The 21,824-nt window shown below is 61.3% G+C and carries 23 protein-coding genes; 4 read left to right on the forward strand and 19 right to left on the reverse strand.

Annotated elements, in window-relative coordinates; genetic code table 11:
- Window positions 1-18 precede the first annotated feature (18 nt).
- The 5 genes from HX793_RS22390 to HX793_RS22410 form a co-directional block, all read right to left on the reverse strand.
- Window positions 19-834: an OmpA family protein gene (locus HX793_RS22390; RefSeq protein ID WP_177095774.1), complete on the reverse strand. Its 816-nt coding sequence runs from the start codon at window positions 832-834 to the stop codon at window positions 19-21.
- Complete coding sequence (locus tag HX793_RS22395) at window positions 831-1,193, reverse strand: DUF4398 domain-containing protein (RefSeq protein ID WP_177095777.1); 363 nt, start codon at window positions 1,191-1,193, stop codon at window positions 831-833. The genes HX793_RS22390 and HX793_RS22395 overlap by 4 nt, the downstream gene beginning before the upstream one ends.
- A gap of 9 nt (window positions 1,194-1,202) precedes the next feature.
- A complete protein-coding gene (locus HX793_RS22400) occupies window positions 1,203-2,018 on the reverse strand; it encodes a substrate-binding periplasmic protein (RefSeq protein WP_177095779.1) in 816 nt (271 codons plus the stop codon).
- A gap of 70 nt (window positions 2,019-2,088) precedes the next feature.
- Window positions 2,089-3,018, reverse strand: a complete 930-nt coding sequence (locus HX793_RS22405; RefSeq protein WP_016980004.1) for an electron transfer flavoprotein subunit alpha/FixB family protein — start codon at window positions 3,016-3,018, stop codon at window positions 2,089-2,091.
- Window positions 3,019-3,020: 2 nt separating this feature from the next.
- The gene (locus tag HX793_RS22410) at window positions 3,021-3,770 is read right to left on the reverse strand and encodes an electron transfer flavoprotein subunit beta/FixA family protein (protein ID WP_028617555.1); all 750 of its coding nucleotides are present in this window, start codon (window positions 3,768-3,770) and stop codon (window positions 3,021-3,023) included.
- 506 nt (window positions 3,771-4,276) lie between these two features.
- On the opposite strand from HX793_RS22410, the gene HX793_RS22415 reads away from it, so the two are divergent.
- Entirely contained in the window at window positions 4,277-5,941 is a 1,665-nt protein-coding gene (locus HX793_RS22415; RefSeq protein ID WP_016980002.1) for an electron transfer flavoprotein-ubiquinone oxidoreductase, read from the forward strand.
- 178 nt (window positions 5,942-6,119) lie between these two features.
- Here the strand turns inward: HX793_RS22415 and HX793_RS22420 are convergent, their stop codons facing one another.
- Window positions 6,120-7,013, reverse strand: coding sequence for an AraC family transcriptional regulator (locus HX793_RS22420; RefSeq protein WP_016980001.1), 894 nt, complete (start codon window positions 7,011-7,013; stop codon window positions 6,120-6,122).
- Between the two features lie 182 nt (window positions 7,014-7,195).
- Between HX793_RS22420 and HX793_RS22425 the strand changes: the two genes are divergently transcribed.
- Window positions 7,196-8,248: an NAD(P)-dependent alcohol dehydrogenase gene (locus HX793_RS22425; protein WP_177062583.1), complete on the forward strand. Its 1,053-nt coding sequence runs from the start codon at window positions 7,196-7,198 to the stop codon at window positions 8,246-8,248.
- Here HX793_RS22425 and HX793_RS22430 read toward each other — a convergent pair whose 3' ends face one another.
- From HX793_RS22430 to HX793_RS22455, 6 genes are all read right to left on the reverse strand, one after another.
- Window positions 8,249-9,052: an IclR family transcriptional regulator gene (locus tag HX793_RS22430; protein ID WP_016979999.1), complete on the reverse strand. Its 804-nt coding sequence runs from the start codon at window positions 9,050-9,052 to the stop codon at window positions 8,249-8,251.
- A 183-nt stretch (window positions 9,053-9,235) separates the two neighbouring features.
- Window positions 9,236-10,201, reverse strand: a complete 966-nt coding sequence (gene araH / locus HX793_RS22435; protein ID WP_177062186.1) for an L-arabinose ABC transporter permease AraH — start codon at window positions 10,199-10,201, stop codon at window positions 9,236-9,238.
- 17 nt (window positions 10,202-10,218) lie between these two features.
- Window positions 10,219-11,718 carry an L-arabinose ABC transporter ATP-binding protein AraG gene (gene araG, locus HX793_RS22440; RefSeq protein WP_177095781.1) on the reverse strand — a complete coding sequence of 500 codons (1,500 nt, stop codon included), beginning with the start codon at window positions 11,716-11,718 and terminating at the stop codon, window positions 10,219-10,221.
- Window positions 11,715-12,695 carry a substrate-binding domain-containing protein gene (locus tag HX793_RS22445; protein WP_177062182.1) on the reverse strand — a complete coding sequence of 327 codons (981 nt, stop codon included), beginning with the start codon at window positions 12,693-12,695 and terminating at the stop codon, window positions 11,715-11,717. Before HX793_RS22445 ends, araG begins: the two co-directional genes overlap by 4 nt.
- 32 nt (window positions 12,696-12,727) lie before the next feature.
- Complete coding sequence (locus HX793_RS22450) at window positions 12,728-13,549, reverse strand: SDR family oxidoreductase (RefSeq protein WP_177062180.1); 822 nt, start codon at window positions 13,547-13,549, stop codon at window positions 12,728-12,730.
- Between the two features lie 156 nt (window positions 13,550-13,705).
- Window positions 13,706-14,185: a GNAT family N-acetyltransferase gene (locus HX793_RS22455; protein WP_010208407.1), complete on the reverse strand. Its 480-nt coding sequence runs from the start codon at window positions 14,183-14,185 to the stop codon at window positions 13,706-13,708.
- Between the two features lie 199 nt (window positions 14,186-14,384).
- On the opposite strand from HX793_RS22455, the gene HX793_RS22460 reads away from it, so the two are divergent.
- Together HX793_RS22460 and HX793_RS22465 are read left to right on the forward strand one after the other, a co-directional pair.
- Window positions 14,385-14,717 (forward strand): hypothetical protein, encoded by a 333-nt coding sequence (locus tag HX793_RS22460; protein ID WP_095017287.1) that lies wholly within the window; start codon window positions 14,385-14,387, stop codon window positions 14,715-14,717.
- 51 nt (window positions 14,718-14,768) lie between these two features.
- On the forward strand, window positions 14,769-15,032 hold the full coding sequence (locus tag HX793_RS22465; protein WP_016979732.1) for a hypothetical protein: 264 nt from the start codon (window positions 14,769-14,771) through the stop codon (window positions 15,030-15,032).
- A 122-nt stretch (window positions 15,033-15,154) separates the two neighbouring features.
- On the opposite strand, the gene HX793_RS22470 is transcribed toward HX793_RS22465, so the two are convergent.
- The 7 genes from HX793_RS22470 to HX793_RS22500 form a co-directional block, all read right to left on the reverse strand.
- A complete protein-coding gene (locus tag HX793_RS22470) occupies window positions 15,155-16,072 on the reverse strand; it encodes a PfkB family carbohydrate kinase (RefSeq protein ID WP_177095783.1) in 918 nt (305 codons plus the stop codon).
- Window positions 16,065-17,531, reverse strand: a complete 1,467-nt coding sequence (locus HX793_RS22475; protein WP_016979734.1) for a purine-cytosine permease family protein — start codon at window positions 17,529-17,531, stop codon at window positions 16,065-16,067. The genes HX793_RS22470 and HX793_RS22475 overlap by 8 nt, the downstream gene beginning before the upstream one ends.
- Window positions 17,532-17,728: 197 nt before the next feature.
- Window positions 17,729-18,730, reverse strand: coding sequence for an ADP-ribosylglycohydrolase family protein (locus tag HX793_RS22480; protein ID WP_177062174.1), 1,002 nt, complete (start codon window positions 18,728-18,730; stop codon window positions 17,729-17,731).
- Entirely contained in the window at window positions 18,727-19,440 is a 714-nt protein-coding gene (locus HX793_RS22485; RefSeq protein ID WP_016979736.1) for a GntR family transcriptional regulator, read from the reverse strand. The genes HX793_RS22480 and HX793_RS22485 overlap by 4 nt, the downstream gene beginning before the upstream one ends.
- Window positions 19,441-19,510: 70 nt before the next feature.
- Window positions 19,511-20,071 carry a DUF1285 domain-containing protein gene (locus tag HX793_RS22490; RefSeq protein WP_016979737.1) on the reverse strand — a complete coding sequence of 187 codons (561 nt, stop codon included), beginning with the start codon at window positions 20,069-20,071 and terminating at the stop codon, window positions 19,511-19,513.
- Between the two features lie 16 nt (window positions 20,072-20,087).
- Window positions 20,088-20,693, reverse strand: a complete 606-nt coding sequence (locus tag HX793_RS22495) for a DUF4823 domain-containing protein (protein ID WP_016979738.1) — start codon at window positions 20,691-20,693, stop codon at window positions 20,088-20,090.
- A 123-nt stretch (window positions 20,694-20,816) separates the two neighbouring features.
- Window positions 20,817-21,785: a GTP 3',8-cyclase MoaA gene (locus HX793_RS22500; RefSeq protein WP_033901261.1), complete on the reverse strand. Its 969-nt coding sequence runs from the start codon at window positions 21,783-21,785 to the stop codon at window positions 20,817-20,819.
- Window positions 21,786-21,824: the final 39 nt, after the last annotated feature.

Consider the following 21,824-nt stretch of genomic DNA (forward strand, 5'->3'; position numbering starts at 1 on the left):
TTGATCGGTGTCAAGCGTCTAGCGAGCGGCGCCCAATTGACCTTTCTCATCCGAGAACACAATTTCCACCCGTCGATTCTGCGCCCTGCCCCGCTCGGACGCATTGGCCTCCACCGGGTACTGGTCGCCATAACCCTCGACCTGGATGCGTTTTTCGTCGATCCCCAGGTCTACCAGCACATCCGCCACCGACTGTGCACGGTCACGCGACAGTTTGAGGTTTTCGCGCTCGCCGCCGGTGTTGTCGGCATACCCCTCGATTCGCACCACGCGCTTGGGGTTGAGTTGCAGGAACTGTACGATTTTCAGCACCGTGCGGTTGGCCGAGTTTTTCAGCTCTGCCTCACCAGTATCGAACAGTACATCGCCCAGGGTCATCACCAAGCCACGATCGGTCTGGGTAGTGGCCAGGCTGGCGATCTGTTCTTCAAGCCATTTGCCCTGCTGCTGCACGCTGATCAGCTTGTTTTCACGCAGGGCCAATTGCAGGCGCTGGCGCTCCAGTTCGAGCTTTACACCCCGCTCTTGGTTGAGCGCCTGCTCGGTGTGTTCACGGGCGATGGCGCTGTAACGCTGGCTCAGATAAGCGTAATGCACCACGTCGCCACCACTGCCCCAGTAGCTGGACAAACGGTCGGCGCGGGCCAGGGATTCACCGGCGCGAATCACGTCCTTGGGCGCAAAGCGCAACACGTTGGCGTCTTCCTTGACCTGCTGGAAGTCGTTGCCCGCCTGTTGCAAGGCCTGCTCGCTGTCGGGATGGCTGGCGCAACCGCTCAACACGGCGGTGCCCAACAGTACCGCACAGCTCAAACCGCGGATCATCGGGCTCATTGGGCTTCTCCCAACTGCAATTGCTTGCGCAGACGGGTGATGCGGGCGTTGAGCACGTTCAACTGTTCCTGGCTCTTGCGCGTCAGCACCTTGGCTTCGGCCAGGCGTGCATCCAGTTCGGCTTGCTCGAAACGCATACGGGCGTTTTTGTAGGATTGGTCGGCCATGCTCGACTTGGCCCGGGCGAACTTGGCTTCAGCCAGTTTCAATTCAGGCGATTCATCCGCGTTGGCCCCCACGGCGCTGGCTTGCTCCAGGGCTTGCTGGGTGAGGCGCATTTGTTCATTCGGCGCAGGATCGGCTGCACATCCCGCCAGAGCGACAACGGCGAGGGCCGCGAAAAGAGGTCGAAGAGTCACTGAAAATCCCTACTTTGTTGGGGTGCCGACGGGTTGCTGCAATTGCGCTTTCCAGCGCTCCAGATTGCTCTGCAACGCAGCTTGCGCCACACCGGACGCGGGCAATTCTGTCATCTTTTTGGCCAGCTGTCCGCGCAGCCACGGATCATTGCAGGCCGAGTTGTGGGAAATCGCCAGGTACAGGCCCGGCTGGTCGATGGGGATATCGCGGGCAACCAGGTCGTTGCTCATGCCCAAGGTCTGCGCCATCGCCATGCCGGAGTAACGCCCGGCGAGCACGTAGTCGACTTCACCCAGCAGCAGTTTCTGGAACGCCGGCGTCAGCGACGGCAGGCGTTGCAGGCTCAGTTGCTCACCGGCGAAGGTTTCGAAGGCCGCGCTCAAGCGCGCACGCTCCGACACCGCGCCTTTGTGCCCGTGCAGGTCGGCGGCCGTGGCATAGGCCAGCGTCGAGTCCTTGCGCGTCCACACCAGGTAGTCGAGCTGCACCAAGGCTGGGTGGATGTAATCGAGGGTTTCCAGCTCACCCAGGTTCAGCGGTGCGTCGGCGAGGATGTCCATGCGCCCGCTGCGCACTTCCTCCAGGGCCAGGGAGCGCTTGCCACCGTAGAGCAGGTCGATTTTCAAGCCGAGGTCCTTGCCCACTTGTTGCAACACATCGGCGGTGGCGCCGATCAGGTGCGTGGGGTCTTGCGGGTCGCGCCAGAGCAACGGCGGCGCATCCGGGCTGCCGGTGATCACCAGGCGATCGCATTTGCCGGCGGCCAGCGACAGCGTCGGCAGCAATGTGAGGCCCAGCAGTACCGCCCAAGGGCGCAATTCCATGGCGTGTGTCTCCAAGTCAAAAAAAAGCCCGGTCACAAGGACCGGGCTCTTTATAAGTGAAGCCGCTGGTTTAGACCAGCTTCTCCAGCTCAGGTACAGCTTCGAACAAGTCCGCCACCAGGCCGTAATCGGCCACCTGGAAGATCGGTGCTTCTTCGTCTTTGTTGATCGCAACGATCACTTTGGAGTCTTTCATACCGGCCAAGTGCTGGATCGCGCCGGAGATACCGACGGCGATGTACAGCTGTGGCGCAACGATCTTGCCGGTCTGGCCGACCTGCATGTCGTTGGGTACGAACCCTGCGTCGACGGCCGCACGCGAAGCGCCGACCGCAGCGCCCAGCTTGTCGGCCAGGGCGTACAGGTGCTTGAAGTTGTCACCGTTCTGCATGCCACGGCCGCCGGAAACGACGATCTTGGCAGCGGTCAGCTCAGGACGATCCGACTTGGCCAGCTCTTCGCCTACGAAGCTGGAAGTGCCAGCGTCGTGGGCAGCCGCAACGGCTTCAACGGCAGCCGAACCACCTTCGGCGGCAACCGGGTCGAAACCGGTAGCACGCACGGTGATGACTTTGACCGAAGCGTTGGACTGTACGGTAGCGATGGCGTTACCGGCGTAGATCGGGCGCTTGAAGGTGTCGGCGCTTTCAACCGAGATGATCTCGGAGATCTGGTCGACGTCCAGCTGCGCGGCAACGCGCGGCAGGATGTTTTTGCCGTTGGAGGTCGCAGCAGCCAGGATGTGGCTGTAGCCAGCGCCCAGCTCTGCAACCAGAGGGGCAACGTTTTCCGGCAGTTGGTGAGCGTACGCGGCGTTGTCGGCCAGCAGGACTTTGCTCACACCAGCGATTTTCGCAGCAGCCTCAGCCACGGCGCCAGCGCCCTGACCTGCAACCAGCACGTGGATATCACCACCGATTTTCGCAGCGGCAGCCACGGTGTTCAGGGTGGCCGGGGCCACTACCTTGTTGTCGTGTTCAGCGATTACCAAGATAGTCATGATCAGATTACCTTCGCTTCGTTTTTCAGTTTCTCGACCAGTTCGGCCACCGACTTGACCTTGATGCCCGCGCTGCGTGCAGCCGGTGCTTCAACCTTGACGGTCTTGTTGGTGGAGGCGGTGGAAACGCCCAAAGCTTCAGGAGTGACCGACTCAAGCGGCTTCTTCTTGGCTTTCATGATGTTCGGCAGGGACGCGTAGCGCGGCTCGTTCAAACGCAGGTCGGTGGTGACGATGGCCGGCAGCTTCAGGGAAACGGTCTGCGCGCCGCCGTCGATTTCACGGGTTACAGCTACGCTGTCGCCGCTCACTTCGACTTTGGAAGCGAAGGTGCCCTGGCCGTAACCGGTCAGTGCAGCCAGCATCTGGCCAGTCTGATTGTTGTCGCTGTCGATGGCCTGTTTGCCGAGGATCACCAGCTGAGGCTGTTCCTTGTCGACAACAGCTTTGAGCAGCTTGGCCACGGCCAGGGAGGTCAGCTCTTCAGCGGACTCGACCAGGATGGCGCGGTCGGCACCCAGTGCCAGGGCGGTACGCAGCTGCTCTTGAGCAGTGGTAGGGCCGATGGAAACCACGACGATTTCAGTCGCCACGCCTTTCTCTTTCAGGCGGACGGCTTCTTCCACAGCGATTTCGCAGAAAGGGTTCATCGACATCTTGACGTTAGCAAGGTCGACGCCGGAATTGTCCGCCTTGACGCGAACTTTCACGTTGTAATCGACAACGCGTTTGACAGCTACAAGAACCTTCATGGATTCCTCGTTACTCTCCGGTGAAAAGAAAGTCGCCTAGGCGAACCTGGCGGTTGATGCTCATCGGCACACAAGGGCACCTCCAAAAACGCAGGCGGTGACCTTGCTCACGGGAAATGATGACCGTTCGTCAGTGGTGACTGAGAGGTCATTCTTTATCGCAGCGTGTAAACTGCGCGCCATTGTCTGGACGCGCGCCACCTGTCTTGCTTTTGGACGTGCTCTTGAAACCTGCAGTCTGCCTACGGTTAGCGCAAAACCGACCGTATATTGACCGGAACACCTATTCTGGTCAATACGGCAAAATAGCCAGTCATAAGCCGCACCACTTTGATTTACCTAGCCTGCGGGCAATTCAAACAAACGTTTGTATTGGACGCTAGCAGTGGTGTAGATATAATGCGCCACCTAGAGAGAAAGGTGGGTCTTGCCGTTGCCGCAAGACGACACCGAACCTCCACCCATTAGAAAAAAAAGCCTGTTGAGCCTTGAGTAGGAGATAGCCTGTGGAACGCGAATACATGGAATTCGACGTGGTCATCGTCGGCGCTGGCCCGGCGGGACTGTCTGCCGCCTGCCGACTGAAGCAGAAGGCCGCCGAAGCCGGTAAGGAAATCAGCGTCTGCGTGGTCGAGAAAGGCTCCGAAGTCGGCGCGCATATCCTCTCCGGTGCCGTGTTCGAACCACGCGCCCTGAACGAACTGTTCCCGGACTGGAAAGAACTCGGCGCCCCGCTCAACACTCCGGTGGTGCGCGATGACATCTATGTACTGCGCAGCCCCGAAGCCTCCACCAAGGTGCCTGACTTCTTTGTGCCCAAGACCATGCACAACGAAGGCAACTACATCATCTCCCTGGGCAACCTGTGCCGCTGGCTGGCCCAGCAGGCCGAGAACCTGGGCGTGGAAGTCTACCCAGGCTTCGCCGCCCAGGAAGCGCTGTTCGACGAAAACGGCGTGGTGCGCGGGATCATCACCGGTGACCTCGGCGTCGATCGCGAAGGCAACCCGAAAGAAGGCGTCTACACCCCCGGCATGGAACTGCGTGGCAAGTACACGCTGTTCGCCGAAGGTTGCCGTGGCCACATCGGCAAGCAGCTGATCCAGCGTTTCAACCTGGACAGCGACGCCGACGCCCAGCACTACGGCATCGGCCTGAAGGAAATCTGGGAAATCGACCCCGCCAAGCACCAACCTGGCCTGGTGGTGCACACCGCCGGTTGGCCGCTGGACATCATGAGCGCCGAAAACACCGGCGGCTCGTTCCTCTATCACCTGGAAAACAACCAGGTGGTGGTCGGTTTGATCGTCGACCTGTCCTACAGCAACACCTTCCTGTCGCCGTTCGATGAGTTCCAGCGCCTCAAGCACCACCCAGTGCTGGCCCAGTACCTGGAAGGCGGCAAACGCATCAGCTACGGCGCCCGTGCCATCTGCAAAGGCGGCCTGAACTCGCTACCGAAGATGGTCTTCAAGGGCGGCGCGCTGATCGGTTGCGATCTCGGCACCCTGAACTTCGCCAAGATCAAGGGCAGCCACACCGCGATGAAGTCCGGCATGCTCGCCGCCGACGCCGTGGCCGACCGCCTGTTCGCCGAATCCGAAGGCGGTGATGAACTGACCGCTTACGTCGACAGCTTCAAGTCCAGCTGGCTCTACGAAGAACTGTTCGCCAGCCGCAACTTCGGCCCGGCAATGCACAAGTTCGGCCCGATCATCGGCGCCGGCTTCAACTGGTTCGACCAGAACATCCTGGGCGGCAAGATGCCGTTCACCCTGCACGACACCAAGCCGGACTACGCCTGCCTCAAGCTGGCCAAGGACAGCAAGAAAATCGACTATCCGAAACCCGACGGCAAGCTGAGCTTCGACAAGCTGAGCTCGGTGTTCCTCTCCAGCACCAACCATGAAGAAGAACAGCCCTGCCACCTGAAGCTGAAAGACCCGAGCATCCCGATCGGCACCAACCTGCCGCTCTACGATGAACCGGCGCAGCGCTACTGCCCGGCTGGCGTGTATGAAGTGATCACCAAGGAAGACGGCGAGAAGCGCTTCCAGATCAACGCCCAGAACTGCGTGCACTGCAAGACCTGTGACATCAAGGATCCTTCGCAGAACATCACCTGGGTCACGCCGGAAGGCGCGGGTGGGCCGACTTACCCGAATATGTAAGCTCGCGGCTTGAACAAAAAGGCTCCCAGACAGGGAGCCTTTTTTATGCCAAACACAAATCAAATGTGGGAGCGGGCTTGCTCGCGAAGGCGGCCTGTCAGTTGAGGAATGTGTTAGCTGACCCACCGTATTCGCGAGCAAGCCCGCTCCCACATTTACGGTGTTGTGCCTGGTGGAATTATGCGGCTCTTTCTTCGCCGGGATTGCGCAGGAAGTAGCGCTTGTACTCCCGACTGAACTGCGACGTACTCTGATACCCCACGCTATGCGCCGCCTGCGCCACGCCCATGCCCTCCACCAGCAGCAGTTGCTGGGCCTTGAGCAAGCGCAGACGCTTCAGGTACTGCACCGGCGACAACAACGTACAGCGCTTGAAATGCTCATGAAACGTCGACGCACTCATGTGCGCGTACCCCGCCAGTGTCTCGATATTCAGCGGCTCGGCGTAATGGGCATGCAGGTGGTTCAGCGACGTGGCAATCCGCGAAAACTGTCCCTGTTGTTCCACCAGCGCCCGCAATACATCCGCTTGCGGGCCACGCAATGCGGTGAACAACACTTCCCTGACCCGCGCCGGGCCCATGATCCGGCTTTCCAGCGGATCGTGCAGACACTCCAATAGTCGCTCGACGGCACCGCGCATCGCGTCATCAAGCATCACCGAACTCATCGACTCCAGGGTTTGCGCGGTCGGTGGCGGTCCGGCCTGCATCCCCATGGCCATGACCAGTTCACCCAGCACCACGCGATCAATGCCCACCGTGACGCCGTACAACGGCGCATCGGACGCCATGGCAAACGTCTCGCACTCGAACGGCACCGGCATCGCCTGGATCAGGTAATGCCCGGCGCCATACTCCAGCGTACGCGGGCCGAGGTAGGCAACTTTGCTGCCCTGGGCCACGAACATCAGGCTGGGTTCGTAGATCTGCGGCCCACGCGCCACGTCACAACTGGCGCGCAGCACTTGCACGCCGGGCAGGTTCGTTGGCGAGAAACCGTCGCAGGGCGTGAGCCCTTCAATCAAGGCAACCAGCGTGGCGTTGGCGTCGAGATGGCGGGTGAGCAACATGGCAAAAAACTTCGCGAAAAGGGGATGAGAGCATCATCGCAGGTCTGGCGTCACAAGGATCCAAACGCGGGGCACTCCCGGACGAATAGGCATGAGACTCGGAGCAATCGCCATGGCCGCTTCCCGGCCCGGCGCGGAGAATGCGCCGCCTCCCCAGTGATTGTTTTAGCGAGGTTTCCCTCATGTACACCGCCATCGGTTACGCCGCCCAGTCGGCCACCACTCCCCTCGCCCCCATGTCGTTCCAGCGCCGCAGCCCGCGAGTCGATGACGTGGCGATCGAGATCCTGTACTGCGGCGTGTGCCACTCCGACATCCATCAGGCGCGCAACGAATGGGGCATCGCCGTGTACCCGCTGATGCCCGGCCACGAGATCGTCGGCAAGGTCACCGCCGTTGGCGCCAACGTCACCGCGCACAAAATCGGTGATCTGGTCGGCGTGGGCTGCATGGTCGATTCGTGCCGTCACTGCGACGCGTGCCAAGCGGACCTGGAGCAATACTGCCTCGAAGGCCCGACCATGACCTACGCCACCCCGGACCGCGTTGACGGCAGCAACACCATGGGCGGTTACTCCGACAGCATCGTGGTCAGCGAACATTTCGTGGTGAAGATCCCGGCCAAGCTTGACCTGGCCAGCGCCGCGCCGATCCTGTGTGCTGGCATCACCACCTACTCGCCGCTCAAGCACTACGGCGTGAAGGCCGGCGATAAAGTCGGCGTGCTCGGCATGGGCGGCCTGGGCCATATGGGCATCAAGTTTGCCAAGGCCATGGGCGCGGAAGTGACCTTGTTTACCCGCTCGGCGAGCAAGGCCGAAGAAGGCCGTCGCCAGGGCGCCGATCATGTGATCGTGTCCACCGACGAAGCCCAGATGAAAGCCGCCGCCGGCAGCTTCGACTTCCTGCTGGACACTATCCCGGTGCAGCACGATCTGAACCCCTACCTCGACGTGCTGCGCTTTGACGGCGTACACATCCTGGTCGGCCTGATCGAACCGGTGGACCCGCCCGTCAATGCCGCCAAGCTGGTGCTGGGCCGCAAAGTACTGGCCGGTTCCTTGATCGGCGGCATTGCCGAAACCCAGGAAGTCCTGGATTTCTGCGCCGAGCACGGCATCACCTGCGACATCGAAATGCTCGACATCCGCCACATCAACGAAGCCTACAGCCGCATGATCGCCGGCGATGTGAAGTACCGCTTTGTCATCGACATGGCGACGTTGAAGGCCTGATCAGGCCTTCGCGCCCAACTCCGCTGACAGCCGGGCTGCGACCTGTTTGACCACAGGAATCAGCTCGGCCATTTTCTCCAGCGGCATGTAGGGCACGGTACTGGCGATGCTGATGCCGGCGACGATGCGCCGGCTGGCATCGCGCACCGGTGCCGCCACGCAACGGATCGACGGTTCGTTGTCTTCCAGGTCGAACGCATAACCGCCCACCACGTATTCATGCATACGCTGCTCGAACTGTGCCCATGACTGTTCTGGGTGCTGCGGCCATTGCAGGCTTTTCCCACCCGCTGGCAGGCTGACTTCGTACAGACGTTGCCACTCCGCAACCGTGTCATCCAGCAGCAATGCCTTGCCGATCCCGGTGCGTGCCAGCGGCATGCGATGACCGACCCGTGAGCGCATTTCCGGGCCATTACGGCCGGGGTTCTTGTGCAGGTACAGCACGTCGTCGTATTCACGGATGGCCAAGTGGATGGTGTCGCCGGTCAGCGCCGACAACTCATCCAGATACGGAATGGCCAAGGTCACCAGCGGCAGCTCTTCGCGTGCCTGAAAACCCAGTTCGATCAACTTCGGTCCCAACAGGTAACCGACCTGCGGCACCACGCGCAGGTAACGCTCTTCCACCAGGCAACTGGCCAGGCGGTGGGTGGTGCTGCGGGTGGTGCCGATGCGCTTGGCGATCTCTTTCAGATCCCGCGCACCTGCCGCCACCGCTTGCACCACGCCCAGGCCACGCAGCAGGGTCTGGGTGCCGGTGGGCGCGGCGTCTTTGACGGGGGTGTGGGCGTTTTCCTGCATATCGGGCCTATTGGGGAGTACGAAAACGGCGCCATTATGGCAAATCACGGACCTCAATACAGTGGAGATCCAAATGTGGGAGCGGGCTTGCTCGCGATGGCGGTGTGTCAGTCAAAGATGTACTTACTGAACCACCGCCTTCGCGAGCAAGCCCGCTCCCACAGGGGTTAGGCGGTGTTCTTCCTAGCGTTGTTTCATGCGGTCGATGATGACGGCCAGCAACAGGATCGAACCCCGGATCACATACTGGTAAAAGGTGTCGATGTTCTTCAGGTTCATCGCATTCTCGATGATCGCCAAAATCAGCACCCCGGCAATCACGTGACGGATCATGCCAATGCCGCCACTCAACGACACCCCGCCCAATACACACGCCGAGATCACGGTCAGCTCAAACCCCTGGCCAATCATCGGCTGGCCCGAGGTCATGCGCGAGGCGAGGATCACCCCGGCCAGGGCGCCGATCAGACCGTGCACGGCAAAGATGATGATCTTGGTGCGATCAACATTTACGCCAGCCAGCAACGCCGCTTCCTGGTTACCGCCGATGGCCATGGTGTTGCGCCCGTAGGTGGTGTAGTTGAGCAGCCAGCCAAAGAACACAAAGCACAGCACAGTGATGATGATCGGCACCGGCACACCCATCAGCTGGCCGTTGCCGAACACGAAGAAGCCTTCGTCCATCACGCCGACGGCCTTGCCGTTGGAAAAGATGTACGCCAGGCCGCGTACGATTTGCATGGTCGCCAAGGTCGCGATCAATGCGTTGATACGCAGCTTGGCGATGACGATGCCGTTGATCAGCCCCACCACCAGGCCCATGGCCAACGCAGCGGACACGCCGAGCACCACGCTATCGGTGTCGCGGATCACAATGCCCGCGACCACACCGGCACAGGCAATCACCGAGCCCACCGACAAGTCGAAGTGCCCCGACGCCAGGCAGAACAGCATGGTGCACGCTGCAATACCCACGGTAGAAATCGCCAGGCCCAACCCGCGCATGTTCAGCGGCGAAAGGAAGTTATCGATAAACAACGCACTGAGCACAAAGATGCTCAACGCGGCGAGCAGCATCACCCAGTCATCGAGGAACTTGCGCTGGTTGAAACCCGGCCAGAAGCTCTTTGCAGTTTTTACCTCAGACATCATTCACCTCGAATTCTTCAAGCCCGCGAACGCGGGAGAGCCAGTTGCAACAGCCGTGCTTCGTCCGCCTGGTCGCGGGTGAGTTCGCCGGTCAGGGCGCCTTCGCTCATCACCAGGATGCGGTCGCTGATGCCCATCACTTCCATCAGGTCGCTGGACACCACGATCACCGCAATACCGCTGGCGGCGAGGTTGTGGATGATCTGGTAGATCTCCGACTTGGCGCCGATGTCGATACCACGGGTCGGCTCGTCCAACAGCAGCACCTTCATCGGCATCGACAGCCAGCGGCCGAGAATGGCCTTCTGCTGGTTGCCGCCGGAGAGGTACATGATTTTCTGTTCGGCGTTGGGCGTCTTGACCTTCATCGCCTTGATCTGCCGGTCGGCGTTGGTGGTTTCCCAGCCGTCGCGCAACAGCCAACCGAAGGTGGAATGGGCACCGCGCGCGCTGATGTTGATGTTCTCGGCCACGCTGGACAGCGGAATGATGCCCTCCTTCTTGCGGTCTTCCGGGCACAGCAGCACGCCGGCAGCAATCGCGTCGCGGGGTGAACGCAATTGCAATGTTTGCCCGCAGAGTTCAAGGCTACCGGCGGTGCTGCGAGTCAAACCGCTCAGCAGCCGAAACAGCTCCGTGCGCCCTGCCCCGACCAATCCGAACAGGCCAAGAATCTCGCCCTTCTGCACCTGCAGGCTGACCGGCTCACGCAGGCCTGGGCCGAGCAAGCCGTCAACCTTCAGCGCCACGTCGCCCTGTTCCCGTGGCCGATAATCATAGATATCCTGGATATCGCGACCGACCATGCAGGTCACCAGTTGGTCGTGGGTCAGCGCGTTCATGTCGTCGAAAGTGCGCACATAGCGGCCATCCTTGAACACCGTCACCGCGTTGCAGATACGGAAAACTTCTTCCATACGGTGCGACACATAGAGCACGACTTTGCCCTCGTCACGCAGGCGGGTGATGATCGCCATCAAGCGGTCGATCTCCCGCGCCGACAAGCTGCTGGTGGGCTCATCGAAGGCAATCACATGGGCGCCACGGGACAACGCCTTGGCAATTTCCACCAGTTGGCGCTGGCCGAGGGACAGGCGGCCGAGCTTTTCGTCCGGATCGATTTCATCGGCCAGGCCTTTGAGACAGGCCAACGCTTGCTTGCGCAATTGACTGCGGTTGACCACCCCGAAGCGCGTCGGCAAATGCCCAAGGAACAGGTTTTCGGCGACGGTCATTTCCGGCACCAGATGCAGCTCCTGGTGGATCACCGCCACGCCGCTGGCAATGCTGTCGGCGGCGGACTTGAAGTCCATGGTTTGCTCGCCGATCTGCAGCGAACCACTGCTCGGCAAGTAAGCGCCACCGAGAATCTTCAGCAGCGTCGACTTGCCCGCGCCGTTCTCGCCCATCAACGCATGCACCTCGCGCGGCCGCGCTTCAAAGCTGATCTGCGCCAGGGCTTTCACACCGGGAAATTCCTTGCCGATGCCGTTGAAACGCAGGGCCGCGCCGGTCATTTCCACAGCCCGATTTTGCTCAGCTCTTCCTTGAAGTTGGCGCGGGTGATCAGGGTCACGTTGTCCAACGCGGTGAACTTGGCAGGCTCGGTGCCTTTGGTGACCCACTCGAACATGGCGCTGGCGGTTTTGTAGCCGGAGGCGTCAGGGCTCAGCAGCATCGAGCCGTAAAAGCCAGTGTCGGTTTTCTTCAGCTCTTCAATCGCATCGGTGCCGTTGATGCCCACGCCGATCACGTTCGCCGCCTTGAAACCGGCGCTTTCGGTGGCGCGCACGCCGCCCAGTACGGTGCTGTCGTTCATCCCGCCAATGATCAGGTTTTTCGCGCCGCTGGGCAGTTTCACCAAGGCCGAGTTGGTGGCATCCATGCTGCCGGGCACGTCGAGGGTTTTCTGCGCGCTGAACAGGATGTGGTCGGCGGGCAAGCCGGCAGCCTTGAGGCCTTCGACCGAACCGTCGGTGCGTTTCTTGCCGGTTTCCAGTTCGTCGAAGGTGTTGATGACGACGTAGGTGTCCTTCCAATCCCAGTTGCGATGCTTGGCTTCGGCGGCCATGGCTTCGCCTTGTTTCTGGCCGATCTTGTAGGCATCCAGGCCGACGTAAGGCACGTCTTCCATGGGTTTGCCCTTGGCGTCGACAAAACGGTCATCCACCGCCAGCACCTTGAGGTTATTGAGCTTGGCCTTGGCCATGATTGCCGGGCCGAGGGACACATCCGGCGGGCAGATCACGAAGCCCTTGGCGCCGTTGGCGGCCAGGGTGTCGATGGCCGACAAGGTTTTTTCACCGTCCGGCACGGCGATCTTGATCACGGTGAAACCTTGGTCCTTGCCGGCTTTTTCGGCGAAGGCCCATTCGGTCTGGAACCAGGGTTCTTCGGCCTGCTTGACCAGGAAGCCGATCTTCACTTCCTCGGCGAGCGCCACGCTGCTGAACGTCATTGCCAGCGCCAGGGTGCCTAGAGTCTTCTTGAACATGGACCACCTCCTTCTTGTTATTGGAAAACGCTTTAGTCGTGGTACATCACAGAACGCCCGCCATCGATCATCAGGCAGGTTGCATTGATAAAGGGCGCCTCGTCGGTCGCCAGGAACAGCGCCGTCATCGCCACCTCGACCGGCTGGCCGATGCGCTTGGGCGGGTGCAGGTCGAACGCGCGCTGGCGCTCGGCGTGGGGGTCGGGAAATCCGTTCCAGTAGTCGACGTTGAGCTGGGTTTCGATGTAACCCGGCGCGATGGCATTCACGCGGATGCCTTTGGGCGCGTATTCGATGCCGAGGGCGCGGGTCAGGCCGAGCAGGCCGTGCTTGGCCACGGGGTAGGGAAAGCAGCCGGGGATGATGTGGCTGGAATGGGTGGACGCAATGTTGATGATGTTGCCGATGCCTTGCTTGATCATGTGCGGCAACACCGCGCGGCAGCCGAACCAGGCACCGTCGAGATCGATGGCGAAGCAGCGGCGCCAGTCTTCGTCGGTCATTTCCAGCGGGTCGCGGAACACGTTGACACCGGCGCAGTTGACCAGCACATCCACGCGACCGAAGCGCTCGATGGCCAGGTTGACCAGCGCTTGCCATTGATCCTTGGAGGTGATGTCGACGGCCTGCGCGTAAATGTCGGCGCCGCGTTCACGCCAGTGGGCGGCGACCTTCTCGACCTTTTCGCCCTGGATATCCGCAATGATCAACCGCGCTTGCTGGGCCTGGAAACACGCGACGATCGCCTCGCCAATGCCCTGGGCGGCGCCGGTGATGATCACCACTTTGCCTCTGAGCCGTTCGCCATAGGTTGGCTCGGGCACGGCGGGGAGTGACAAGGGTTGTGCCTGCATCGCTTCACCTGTTTTATTTTTGGTAGTGAGTGCTGATGCAGCCGACTATAAACCTATCATTTGAAATATCTCAATATATAAATTTGCATCCCATATAGTGAGCATAAAAACAAAAAACCGGCGAATCGTCGCCGGTTATTTGTAGGGCCTTCTCCGTCAGCCGAGGGCGAAGTCACGCAGTGCGTCGCCTTCCATGCGATAACGCACCCACTCTTCCTGCGGCTGGGCGCCGATGGATTTGTAGAAGGCAATCGCCGGTTCGTTCCAGTCCAGCACGCTCCACTCAAAGCGCCCGCAACCGTTATCGAAGGCGATCTTCGCCAGGTGGCGCAGCAGCTTCTTGCCCGCCCCGCCGCCACGCTGTTCCGGGTTGATGTAGAGGTCTTCCAGGTACAGGCAGTTGCTGCCCAACCAGGTGGAATAGCTGAAAAAGAACACCGCAAAGCCAATCGGCAAGCCGTCGCGCAGGCAGATCAGGCCATGGGCAGTGGCGCCTTCGCTGAACAGGCTGCGCTCGATGTCCACCACACTGGCGATCACTTCATGCCGGGCCTTCTCGTACTCGGCCAGCTCGGTGATAAACGTCAGGATCTGCGCAGCATCGCTGGGCACGGCGGGGCGAATCTCGATGGTCATGGGCGAGCCTTGGCAATTTCAAAGCAGACATACTAAGGCGGTTTGATGACTGATTGCAGTGCAATTTCACCGTACAGGTGGTGGCGCTCTCACAAAATCTTACAGGTAAGCTAAGACCGTTCGTCGCCATCAAGGCACGAACGCCGGACGCAGCCGGACCAATAGAGGGTAAGGACATTAATCATATGGAGACACCCTCATGAAAAATTCCAAGTTTGCTGCCCTCGCCCTCACAGGCCTGTTGTCTGCTGCGTCGCTGAGCGCCTTTGCCGCCAGCTCGACCACCGGGCCCACCGATCCAACGCCGAATGCCACCACCGAGTCGCAGAAATCCATGGGTACTGGCATGGACACCAATGGTGGCGCGGTCATTGAGCCCGGCGCTGACCCGCGCACCCAAGGCAACGATACCCAGCGTCAAGCGCCTGCCGCCGTCGGTAACGGCAAAATGGGCCCGGCGATCAACCAGCCCAACATCAACAAGGGCGATGATTCCAACGTCCCAGGTGCGCCGAAACAACCTGCGCCTTGACCCATCGAACGCAAGACGAACACCCGATCATTTCCCAGTGAAGAGGTACGCATGAACGTCGATAGAAACCTTGAGAAAGAAGTCCTCACTCGCCTGCTGCACGCCCACCCGAATGGCTTGGGCAAGGAGGTGCTGGATAACTACCGCGGCGAAAAAGAGGTGGCCAGTGTCTTGGCGTTCCTGCAGGACCGTGGGTTGATCAAGGATGGGCATGTGACCACTGACGCTGCCGGTGAGTACGCGTTGAATCTGCCAATCAAGCTGACGGCGTCGGGGGTGGATGAGGCGCGTAAGTTGGAGTCTGAAACGCTCTAGCAGCCCTCATACAAAACTAAATGTGGGAGCGGGCTTGCTCGCGAATGCGGTGGATCAGTGGCAAATCTTTGCCTGACACTCCGGCTTCGCGAGCAAGCCCGCTCCCACAGTTTTGTCCGCATTCAGCCAGCGAGTAGAGCATCCACTTCGGCAGTGCCGGGTGAGGTTGCTGGCCCCCAGCGTGTCACCGCCAACGCCGCTGCCGCATTGGCACGACGTGCCGCTTGAGTGGGTGCCAGGCCATTCGCCAACCCTGCAATAAACACCCCCGCATGGGCATCCCCCGCGCCATTGCTGTCCACCGCCTTTACCTTGAACCCCGGCACATGCTGCGCCTGGCCATTGCGGCTGACCCAGCAACCATTCGGTCCATCCCGCACCACCAGCAAGGCATCCACGGGCAGGTGACGATTGAGATCGACCAGCGCATCCGCCACCGTACCCGCCCCGGTAAAGGCCAAGGCCTCCGGGCCATTACTGGTCCAGATATCGATACGCGGTAGCAACGCCACCATCAGCGCGGAATCCGGCGCCTTGACCAACGGGCCCGGATCGAACACCACGGTGATCGCTCGCGGCAGCGCCAGCAGCCAGTCGAGCAATGCCTGCACCTTGCCTTCCAGCAACAGGCTGTAGCCGCTGACATACACGTAGTCGTCCGGTTGCGGGACCACGCGCGCCAGGTCCTCGGCACTCAAGTCACCTTCAGCGCCGAGATGGGAAATGAACGTGCGCTCGGTGGTGGCTTCGGTCAGTGAGACACACAAACCCGTGTCTTTATCGGTGCTGGGCGCCTGGGCCATTTCGACCCCTTCGACCTGCATCGCCGCACGGGCCAGGTCACCAAAGCGCCCATTGCCATGACGGCCGAGGTAAACCACCGGCAACCCATTGCGCCGCGCGGCCGCCATCACATTGAAGCCACCCCCGGCTTCGAAGCTGGCCGATTGCGCCAGCACGTCGCCGCCAGTGGCGGGCAAGGTGTCGAGGGCCATGACCAGGTCGACGATGACCTGGCCTGTGTGCAGCAATCTAGACATTAGGACGCTCTACCAAAGCCGGGCGACGGTCAGCTGCGCCACCCAGTACTGCATAAATCCCGCCGGCCACCACGAAGGTGACGATCCAGCCCAGACCATTGTGGCCCAGCCAGGAGTCGGACAAAGGCCCGGCGAACCAGATGTTTTCGGCGGTGGTGCCGATGGTGGTGAAGCTGAAACCCAGCACGATCGCCACCGCCCAGGCGCCGAACGCACGCCACTCCACACCGCCGCGATACCAGTAGGCGCTGCTTGGGCTCACGTCCAGCAGGTCCTTGGGGCTGTAGTAGTGACGGTGGATCAGGTCGACCACGAAGATGCCGACCCACGCCGTGATCGGCACGGCAAGCAACGAGATGAAGGTGATGAACGGCCCGTAGAAACTGTCCGCGATCAGCATGAAGTAGATCGAGCCGGCGAAGATCGCCACGATGTCGACGATCACCGCATGCACGCGCTTGACCTTCAGCCCCAGCGTCAGCGTGGTCAGGCCCGCCGAGTACACCGACAGGTTGTTGGACAGCAGCAAGCCACCAAACGCGGTGATCAGGTACGGCACCGCCATCCAGGTCGGCAGCATGTCGCGGATCGCGACGATCGGGTCGGTGGCCGAGGCCAGGTCGTTGTTGCCCACCGACAGCAGGCCGCCGAGGGTGATCAGCAACACCAGCGGAATGCCCGCGCCAAACGCGGCCGAGGCCACCAGGCGCACAGCCGTGACGCTGCGATGTTGGTAGCGCGACATGTCGGCGCCAGCATTTGCCCAACCGATACCCGTACCGGCAGCCATAGTACCGACGCCGATGATCATCGCGCTCAACGGCGCCGGGGTCGCGTTGAACACCGCGCTCCAATCGATGGTGGCGCAGAGGAAACCGCCGACCAGAATGTTCAAGGCGCCGAAGACGTAGGTGGCCCACTTCTGAATCACCAGCAAAGTGGCGTGGCCCAGGCCGGAAACCGACAAGGTCAGCAACACGAAGATGGCTATGAAGATCAGGGTCAGCACCGGCGCGCTTTTCGCCTCCACCGGCGAACCGAACAGGATCGAGCACAACGACAGCAGCACAAAGGCGGCCGTGGTGGTGTTGACCGTTTCCCAGCCCAGGCGCGACATCAGCGACACCAGCGTCGGCCCGATATTGCCGCGCACACCGAAGATGGCGCGGGACAGCGTCAGGCTCGGCGCACGCCCACGGCGGCCAGCGATGGAGATGATGCCCACCACCGCGAACGAACCGGCAGCGCCGAGGATCGCGACGATGACCGCCTGCCAGATCGCCAGGCCGCGAAACGCCACCAACGTGGCGCCGAGCGGCAAGCCGAGGATGCTGATGTTAGCGGCGAACCACACCCAGAACAGTTGCAGCGGGTGCCCGTTGCACTCGCCTTCAGGGACCGGTTCGATGCCGCGTGTTTCCAATTGCCCGGCACTTTGGCCGGAAGAGGTGCTGCTCATGAGGGGGTGCTCCTGGTGCCTGTATTGTTGTGGTTGTGGCAGAAAATCAAAGCGTTAACCGGTCATCCTGACTCGATAAATCACTGTAGGAGCGAGCTTGCTCGCGAAAACTTCAGGGCGACGCGTTTCGCCTGGCTTGCCACGTGACCGTCGGCCGCCTTCGCGAGCAAGCTCGCTCCTACAGGGGAGTTGGGTGCTTATCTCAATGTAAGTAGCCCTTGCACCAGCGGCTGCAACTCCAGGCCATTGACCTGCTTGACCTGTTCGATCATCGCCTCAGGCCAGCACTGCAGGCCCAGGCACGCACCCAGCATGGCGCCGAGAATGGCGGCAATGGTGTCAGTGTCGCCGCCAAGACTGGCGGCCAGGCACAGGGCCTCAAAAGCATTCATCTCACCCACCGCTACTTGCTGGGCCAGGGCAAACGACACCACCACCGACTCCTGGGACGCGACGGAAGTACCGATCAATTCGTACAGCAGGTCGGCGAACAGAGCCTTGTCGCCACTACCGACGCTCAAAGTGCGTGCCCAACTGATGCGCGTGGAAATACGCCCGCCGGCGATCCAGTGACCGTGGACTTCGGCCTGCTGGGCAATCTGGGTGCCGATGTTCAGCGCTTCACCCAGGTCTGCGCCGTTAATGCCGGCCGAGACCACCGCCGCCACCGCCGCCGCGCTGGAAATCCCCAGGGTGGTGTTATGGGTGACCTGGCAGGCCTGGATCACCGCCTGGATAAACCGCGCCGGGTCGCTGACGTCAGCGGCGATCCCCACCGGGGTGATGCGCATCGCAGCGCCGTTGGTGGTGCCGTAGCGGCCAGACTCTTCCGGCGTGTGACCGGCGAGGATCATGTCGATGGCGCGCTTGGTGGAGGGGCCGAGCAAATCCTGCGAGCCCTTGGCGCGCATCACTGCTTCCCAATCGATCAAACGCTGGGCGAGCACCGTTGGTTCGATGACGCCCTGCCCCTCCACCAGCAATTCACCCACCAGGATCGCCTGCTCCGTGTCATCAGTGATGGAACCGGCAGGCATGTTCGGCGCGATCGGCTGGTCGGCGTCGGCATCTTCCAAGCCGGTGATGGCGCCGAAACGTGCGCGGACCTGTTCGCGGTTCAAAGACTGGGTCGGCATGCCCAGGGCATCGCCCAACGCCAGGCCGTAGAAAGCGCCGAGGGCGCGAGTGTGCGGGGTCATTTCGAGTTTCCAAACTGGAGGTGCAGGCGAAAGTGCAGCGGGTCGAGCAAGCTTTCGACATGCTCCATGAAACGTTCGCGACGGTCGTAGGTGGTCCGTGAGGCCTTGAGAAACACCGTGCCTGCAGGACGGCCGAGCAACTCGGCGTCTTCGTCGCTGAGGGGTTCGGCGCCGATCCATTGGTCACCTTCGGCGCCGACGTAACCGTAGGCGGCCAGGGTGATGGTCAGGGAGTTATCGATCAGGCCGACTTTAGGCAGGCTTTCCAGGCCGCCGGACGCCGGCATCAACGAGCGCTCCAGGGACACCGCCGTGCCGTCGGTGGTGCGGCGACAGCGATCAAGGGCGATGAACTGGTCGCGGCCGAAACGGCTGAGCAGGTCCGGGCGGGTTACCGCTTCCAGGCGCAGGATGTCGGTGTTCACTCGCGCCCCTGTGTCAGCCAGGGCCTGGGCCCAACCGCTGCGTTGGTCGAGCACCATGCCGTCAAAGGTGACGATGGAGCCGACGCCGCTCTGGGTCGCGATGTAGTTGCGCCGTTTGAGTTCGGCGAGGGCTTCGCGCAGGGTGCCGCGGCTGACCGCAAACTCTTCGGCCAACTGATGCTCGCCCGGCAACAGGAAACCATCGACCATCACCCCACCCTCGATACGGCGGATGAGCTCGTCGACGACGCGTTTTTTCTTATCAAATCGAACATGTCTAATCATGTACAAATTGATAACCGAAAGCGCCCGTTTGCAGCAAGCGAATTATTTCAGGGAGATGAAAAAACCGGCGTCAGGGTTCCAGGCCGATACGGAAAAACTCGCCGCCGCTCCAGACGCCTAGCCAGTTCTGACCGTTGATCGGACGGCTCACCGCCAGCTCCACCAATTGGTAGAACGCGTTGCGATGCACCAGGGCTTCGAGGTTGGTGCGCACCCGCAGATAGGGCGCAGGTTCCTGCGTGACTGGGTCGATCACCACTCGCAAGGGGTGTTCAAGGCCCGCTTCGATCTGATCGTCCACGTTGGTGGTAAAGCGCAGTACCTGGCTTTCGCCCTGCCCTTCGACCTCCAGCGTTACCGCCACGAACGGCGCATCATCGACGCTGATGCCGACCTTTTCCACGGGAGTGACCAGGAAGTAATCATCGCCATCGCGGCGGATGATGTTGGAGAACAGTTTGACCATCGGTTTACGCCCGATCGGCGTGCCCTGGTAAAACCAGGTACCGTCGCGGGCTATGCGCATGTCGATGTTGCCGCAGAAGTCCGGGTTCCACAGATGTACCGGCGCCGGTCCCTTGCCCTTGGGCAGTTGGGCCAACAGATCGTTGGCCTTGGCGGAATCGGTCATGGGGTTCTCCTGGTGCCTATTGATCACTCATGCCCAGCAGGCTGCGGGCGTACTGGCGCAGCGGGCGGGCAATCAGATCTTGTGGCTTGTTGTCGTGGAACGTCAGCAAACCGCCACGACTGCGAATACGTGCAGTATCGATCAAATACTGGGTGCTGGTCTCGATCAACATGATCTGGATGACGCCGCTGTCCAGCCCGACGCGGTCGAGGGCTTCCTGGTCGGCCCACTCATCGGCGTTGCCGATCCGGTCATCCGCCTTGGCGAAACGGCAGTACAGCAGGTAGTGAGCGCCAGCCGCGCGGGCTTCGGACATTGCCTGCTCCAAGCCTTCCGGCTGACGGGCGCGGCGCACCATCGGGAAATATTCGATAAAGCCGTTGAAGGCTTCCTCGGCCACCACGTTTGGACGCGGATAAGCGCTGCCCGGCGGCACAAAGGCGCCCTGGGCGATAAACACGAAAGAATCCGGCTGTATGCGAACCGAGGCGGTGCGACGGGTATCGCTGTGATCCAGCAAACCGGCATCGCTCATCTGATAGCGGGTGCCTTCGGCCATATCGCTGACGGTCATGCAACCACTCAGCGTCAACGACGCCAGCAACAAAACCAGACTACGCATCCTAATCCTCCAGAAGCCGGTGACGGAAAACCGGCGAATGGGCGTGAGATGCAGGTTCTGGGCCAGACGAGCAGCCTCAAGCCTCAAGCTTGTAGCTGCTAGCTTGAAGCTTAAAACTCGGCGTCAGCCGCCAATAATCTTCATGATGGTCGCGCCACCGGAGAAGGCGACTTCCTGCTTGTCGCCCAAGGCCTTCATCAACAGGCCCTGCAGCGCCGGCAATGCTTGATGGCGAGGCTTGTCCAGCAGATCGCCGACATAGTGGCGGTTACTCGACGATAGGCAACCATGCAACCAACCCGTGGACGACAACCGCAACCGCGAGCAGGTCCGGCAAAACGGCACGCTTTCGTTGGCAATGACTCCGAAATAGCCCTTGCCGGGTATTTCATAACGCACCGCCGTCGCGTCAATGGGCGCGCTGGCTTGCAGGTACTCATGCTGTTCGCCGATCAGGCCGAGCAGTTGTTGCAGGCTGACAAACTGCTGCAGAAACGCGTTGGAGTCCTTGGCCAGGTGGCCCATGCGCATCAGCTCGATAAAGCGCAGTTCATAACCCCGCTCCAGGCAGTACTCGAGCAGCGGCATCACCTGGTCGAGGTTCTGGCCGCGCAACGGCACCATGTTGACCTTGATCTTGATTCCGGCGGCGCGGGCCTGGTCCATGCCGTCGAGCACGGTGGCCAGGTCGCCGCCACGGGCGATGCTGCGGAAGGCGTCCGCATCCAGGGTATCGAGGGAGACGTTGATGCGTTTGATCCCGGCGTCCACCAGCAGCGGCAGTTTGCGCGCGAGCAGTTGGCCATTGGTGGTCAGGCTGATGTCACTGAGGCCCATCTGCCCGACGGCGCCCATGAAGGCTTCCAGCTTGGGGCTGACCAGCGGTTCACCGCCGGTGATGCGCAGGCGGTCGATGCCGGCGGCCTCGATCAGATAAGCCACGCCACGGGCCATGGCCTCGGCCGAGAGTTCGTCCTGGGCAGCCACCAGCCGCTTGCCATTCGGCACGCAGTAGGTACACGCGTAATTGCAGGCTGAGGTCAGGCTGATCCGCAAATTGCGAAAACGCCTGCCTTGACGATCAACGATCATGGATCACTCCGGCAGAGGATGATTCGGGCGCGCTAAAAG

Origin of the sequence: Pseudomonas reactans (assembly GCF_013387025.1) — a bacterium.
Lineage (GTDB): Bacteria > Pseudomonadota > Gammaproteobacteria > Pseudomonadales > Pseudomonadaceae > Aquipseudomonas > Aquipseudomonas reactans.

What these genes read in the sequence shown, in the direction of transcription:
- HX793_RS22390 (WP_177095774.1), bottom strand. Translation starts at nt 834, where the DNA reads ATGAGCCCGATGATCCGCGGTTTGAGCTGTGCGGTACTGTTGGGCACC.
- HX793_RS22400 (WP_177095779.1), bottom strand. Translation starts at nt 2,018, where the DNA reads ATGGAATTGCGCCCTTGGGCGGTACTGCTGGGCCTCACATTGCTGCCG.
- HX793_RS22405 (WP_016980004.1), bottom strand. Translation starts at nt 3,018, where the DNA reads ATGACTATCTTGGTAATCGCTGAACACGACAACAAGGTAGTGGCCCCG.
- HX793_RS22410 (WP_028617555.1), bottom strand. Translation starts at nt 3,770, where the DNA reads ATGAAGGTTCTTGTAGCTGTCAAACGCGTTGTCGATTACAACGTGAAA.
- HX793_RS22420 (WP_016980001.1), bottom strand. Translation starts at nt 7,013, where the DNA reads ATGTTGCTCACCCGCCATCTCGACGCCAACGCCACGCTGGTTGCCTTG.
- HX793_RS22425 (WP_177062583.1), top strand. Translation starts at nt 7,196, where the DNA reads ATGTACACCGCCATCGGTTACGCCGCCCAGTCGGCCACCACTCCCCTC.
- HX793_RS22430 (WP_016979999.1), bottom strand. Translation starts at nt 9,052, where the DNA reads ATGCAGGAAAACGCCCACACCCCCGTCAAAGACGCCGCGCCCACCGGC.
- araH (WP_177062186.1), bottom strand. Translation starts at nt 10,201, where the DNA reads ATGTCTGAGGTAAAAACTGCAAAGAGCTTCTGGCCGGGTTTCAACCAG.
- araG (WP_177095781.1), bottom strand. Translation starts at nt 11,718, where the DNA reads ATGACCGGCGCGGCCCTGCGTTTCAACGGCATCGGCAAGGAATTTCCC.
- HX793_RS22445 (WP_177062182.1), bottom strand. Translation starts at nt 12,695, where the DNA reads ATGTTCAAGAAGACTCTAGGCACCCTGGCGCTGGCAATGACGTTCAGC.
- HX793_RS22450 (WP_177062180.1), bottom strand. Translation starts at nt 13,549, where the DNA reads ATGCAGGCACAACCCTTGTCACTCCCCGCCGTGCCCGAGCCAACCTAT.
- HX793_RS22455 (WP_010208407.1), bottom strand. Translation starts at nt 14,185, where the DNA reads ATGACCATCGAGATTCGCCCCGCCGTGCCCAGCGATGCTGCGCAGATC.
- HX793_RS22460 (WP_095017287.1), top strand. Translation starts at nt 14,385, where the DNA reads ATGAAAAATTCCAAGTTTGCTGCCCTCGCCCTCACAGGCCTGTTGTCT.
- HX793_RS22465 (WP_016979732.1), top strand. Translation starts at nt 14,769, where the DNA reads ATGAACGTCGATAGAAACCTTGAGAAAGAAGTCCTCACTCGCCTGCTG.
- HX793_RS22470 (WP_177095783.1), bottom strand. Translation starts at nt 16,072, where the DNA reads ATGTCTAGATTGCTGCACACAGGCCAGGTCATCGTCGACCTGGTCATG.
- HX793_RS22475 (WP_016979734.1), bottom strand. Translation starts at nt 17,531, where the DNA reads ATGAGCAGCACCTCTTCCGGCCAAAGTGCCGGGCAATTGGAAACACGC.
- HX793_RS22480 (WP_177062174.1), bottom strand. Translation starts at nt 18,730, where the DNA reads ATGACCCCGCACACTCGCGCCCTCGGCGCTTTCTACGGCCTGGCGTTG.
- HX793_RS22485 (WP_016979736.1), bottom strand. Translation starts at nt 19,440, where the DNA reads ATGATTAGACATGTTCGATTTGATAAGAAAAAACGCGTCGTCGACGAG.
- HX793_RS22490 (WP_016979737.1), bottom strand. Translation starts at nt 20,071, where the DNA reads ATGACCGATTCCGCCAAGGCCAACGATCTGTTGGCCCAACTGCCCAAG.
- HX793_RS22495 (WP_016979738.1), bottom strand. Translation starts at nt 20,693, where the DNA reads ATGCGTAGTCTGGTTTTGTTGCTGGCGTCGTTGACGCTGAGTGGTTGC.
- HX793_RS22500 (WP_033901261.1), bottom strand. Translation starts at nt 21,785, where the DNA reads ATGATCGTTGATCGTCAAGGCAGGCGTTTTCGCAATTTGCGGATCAGC.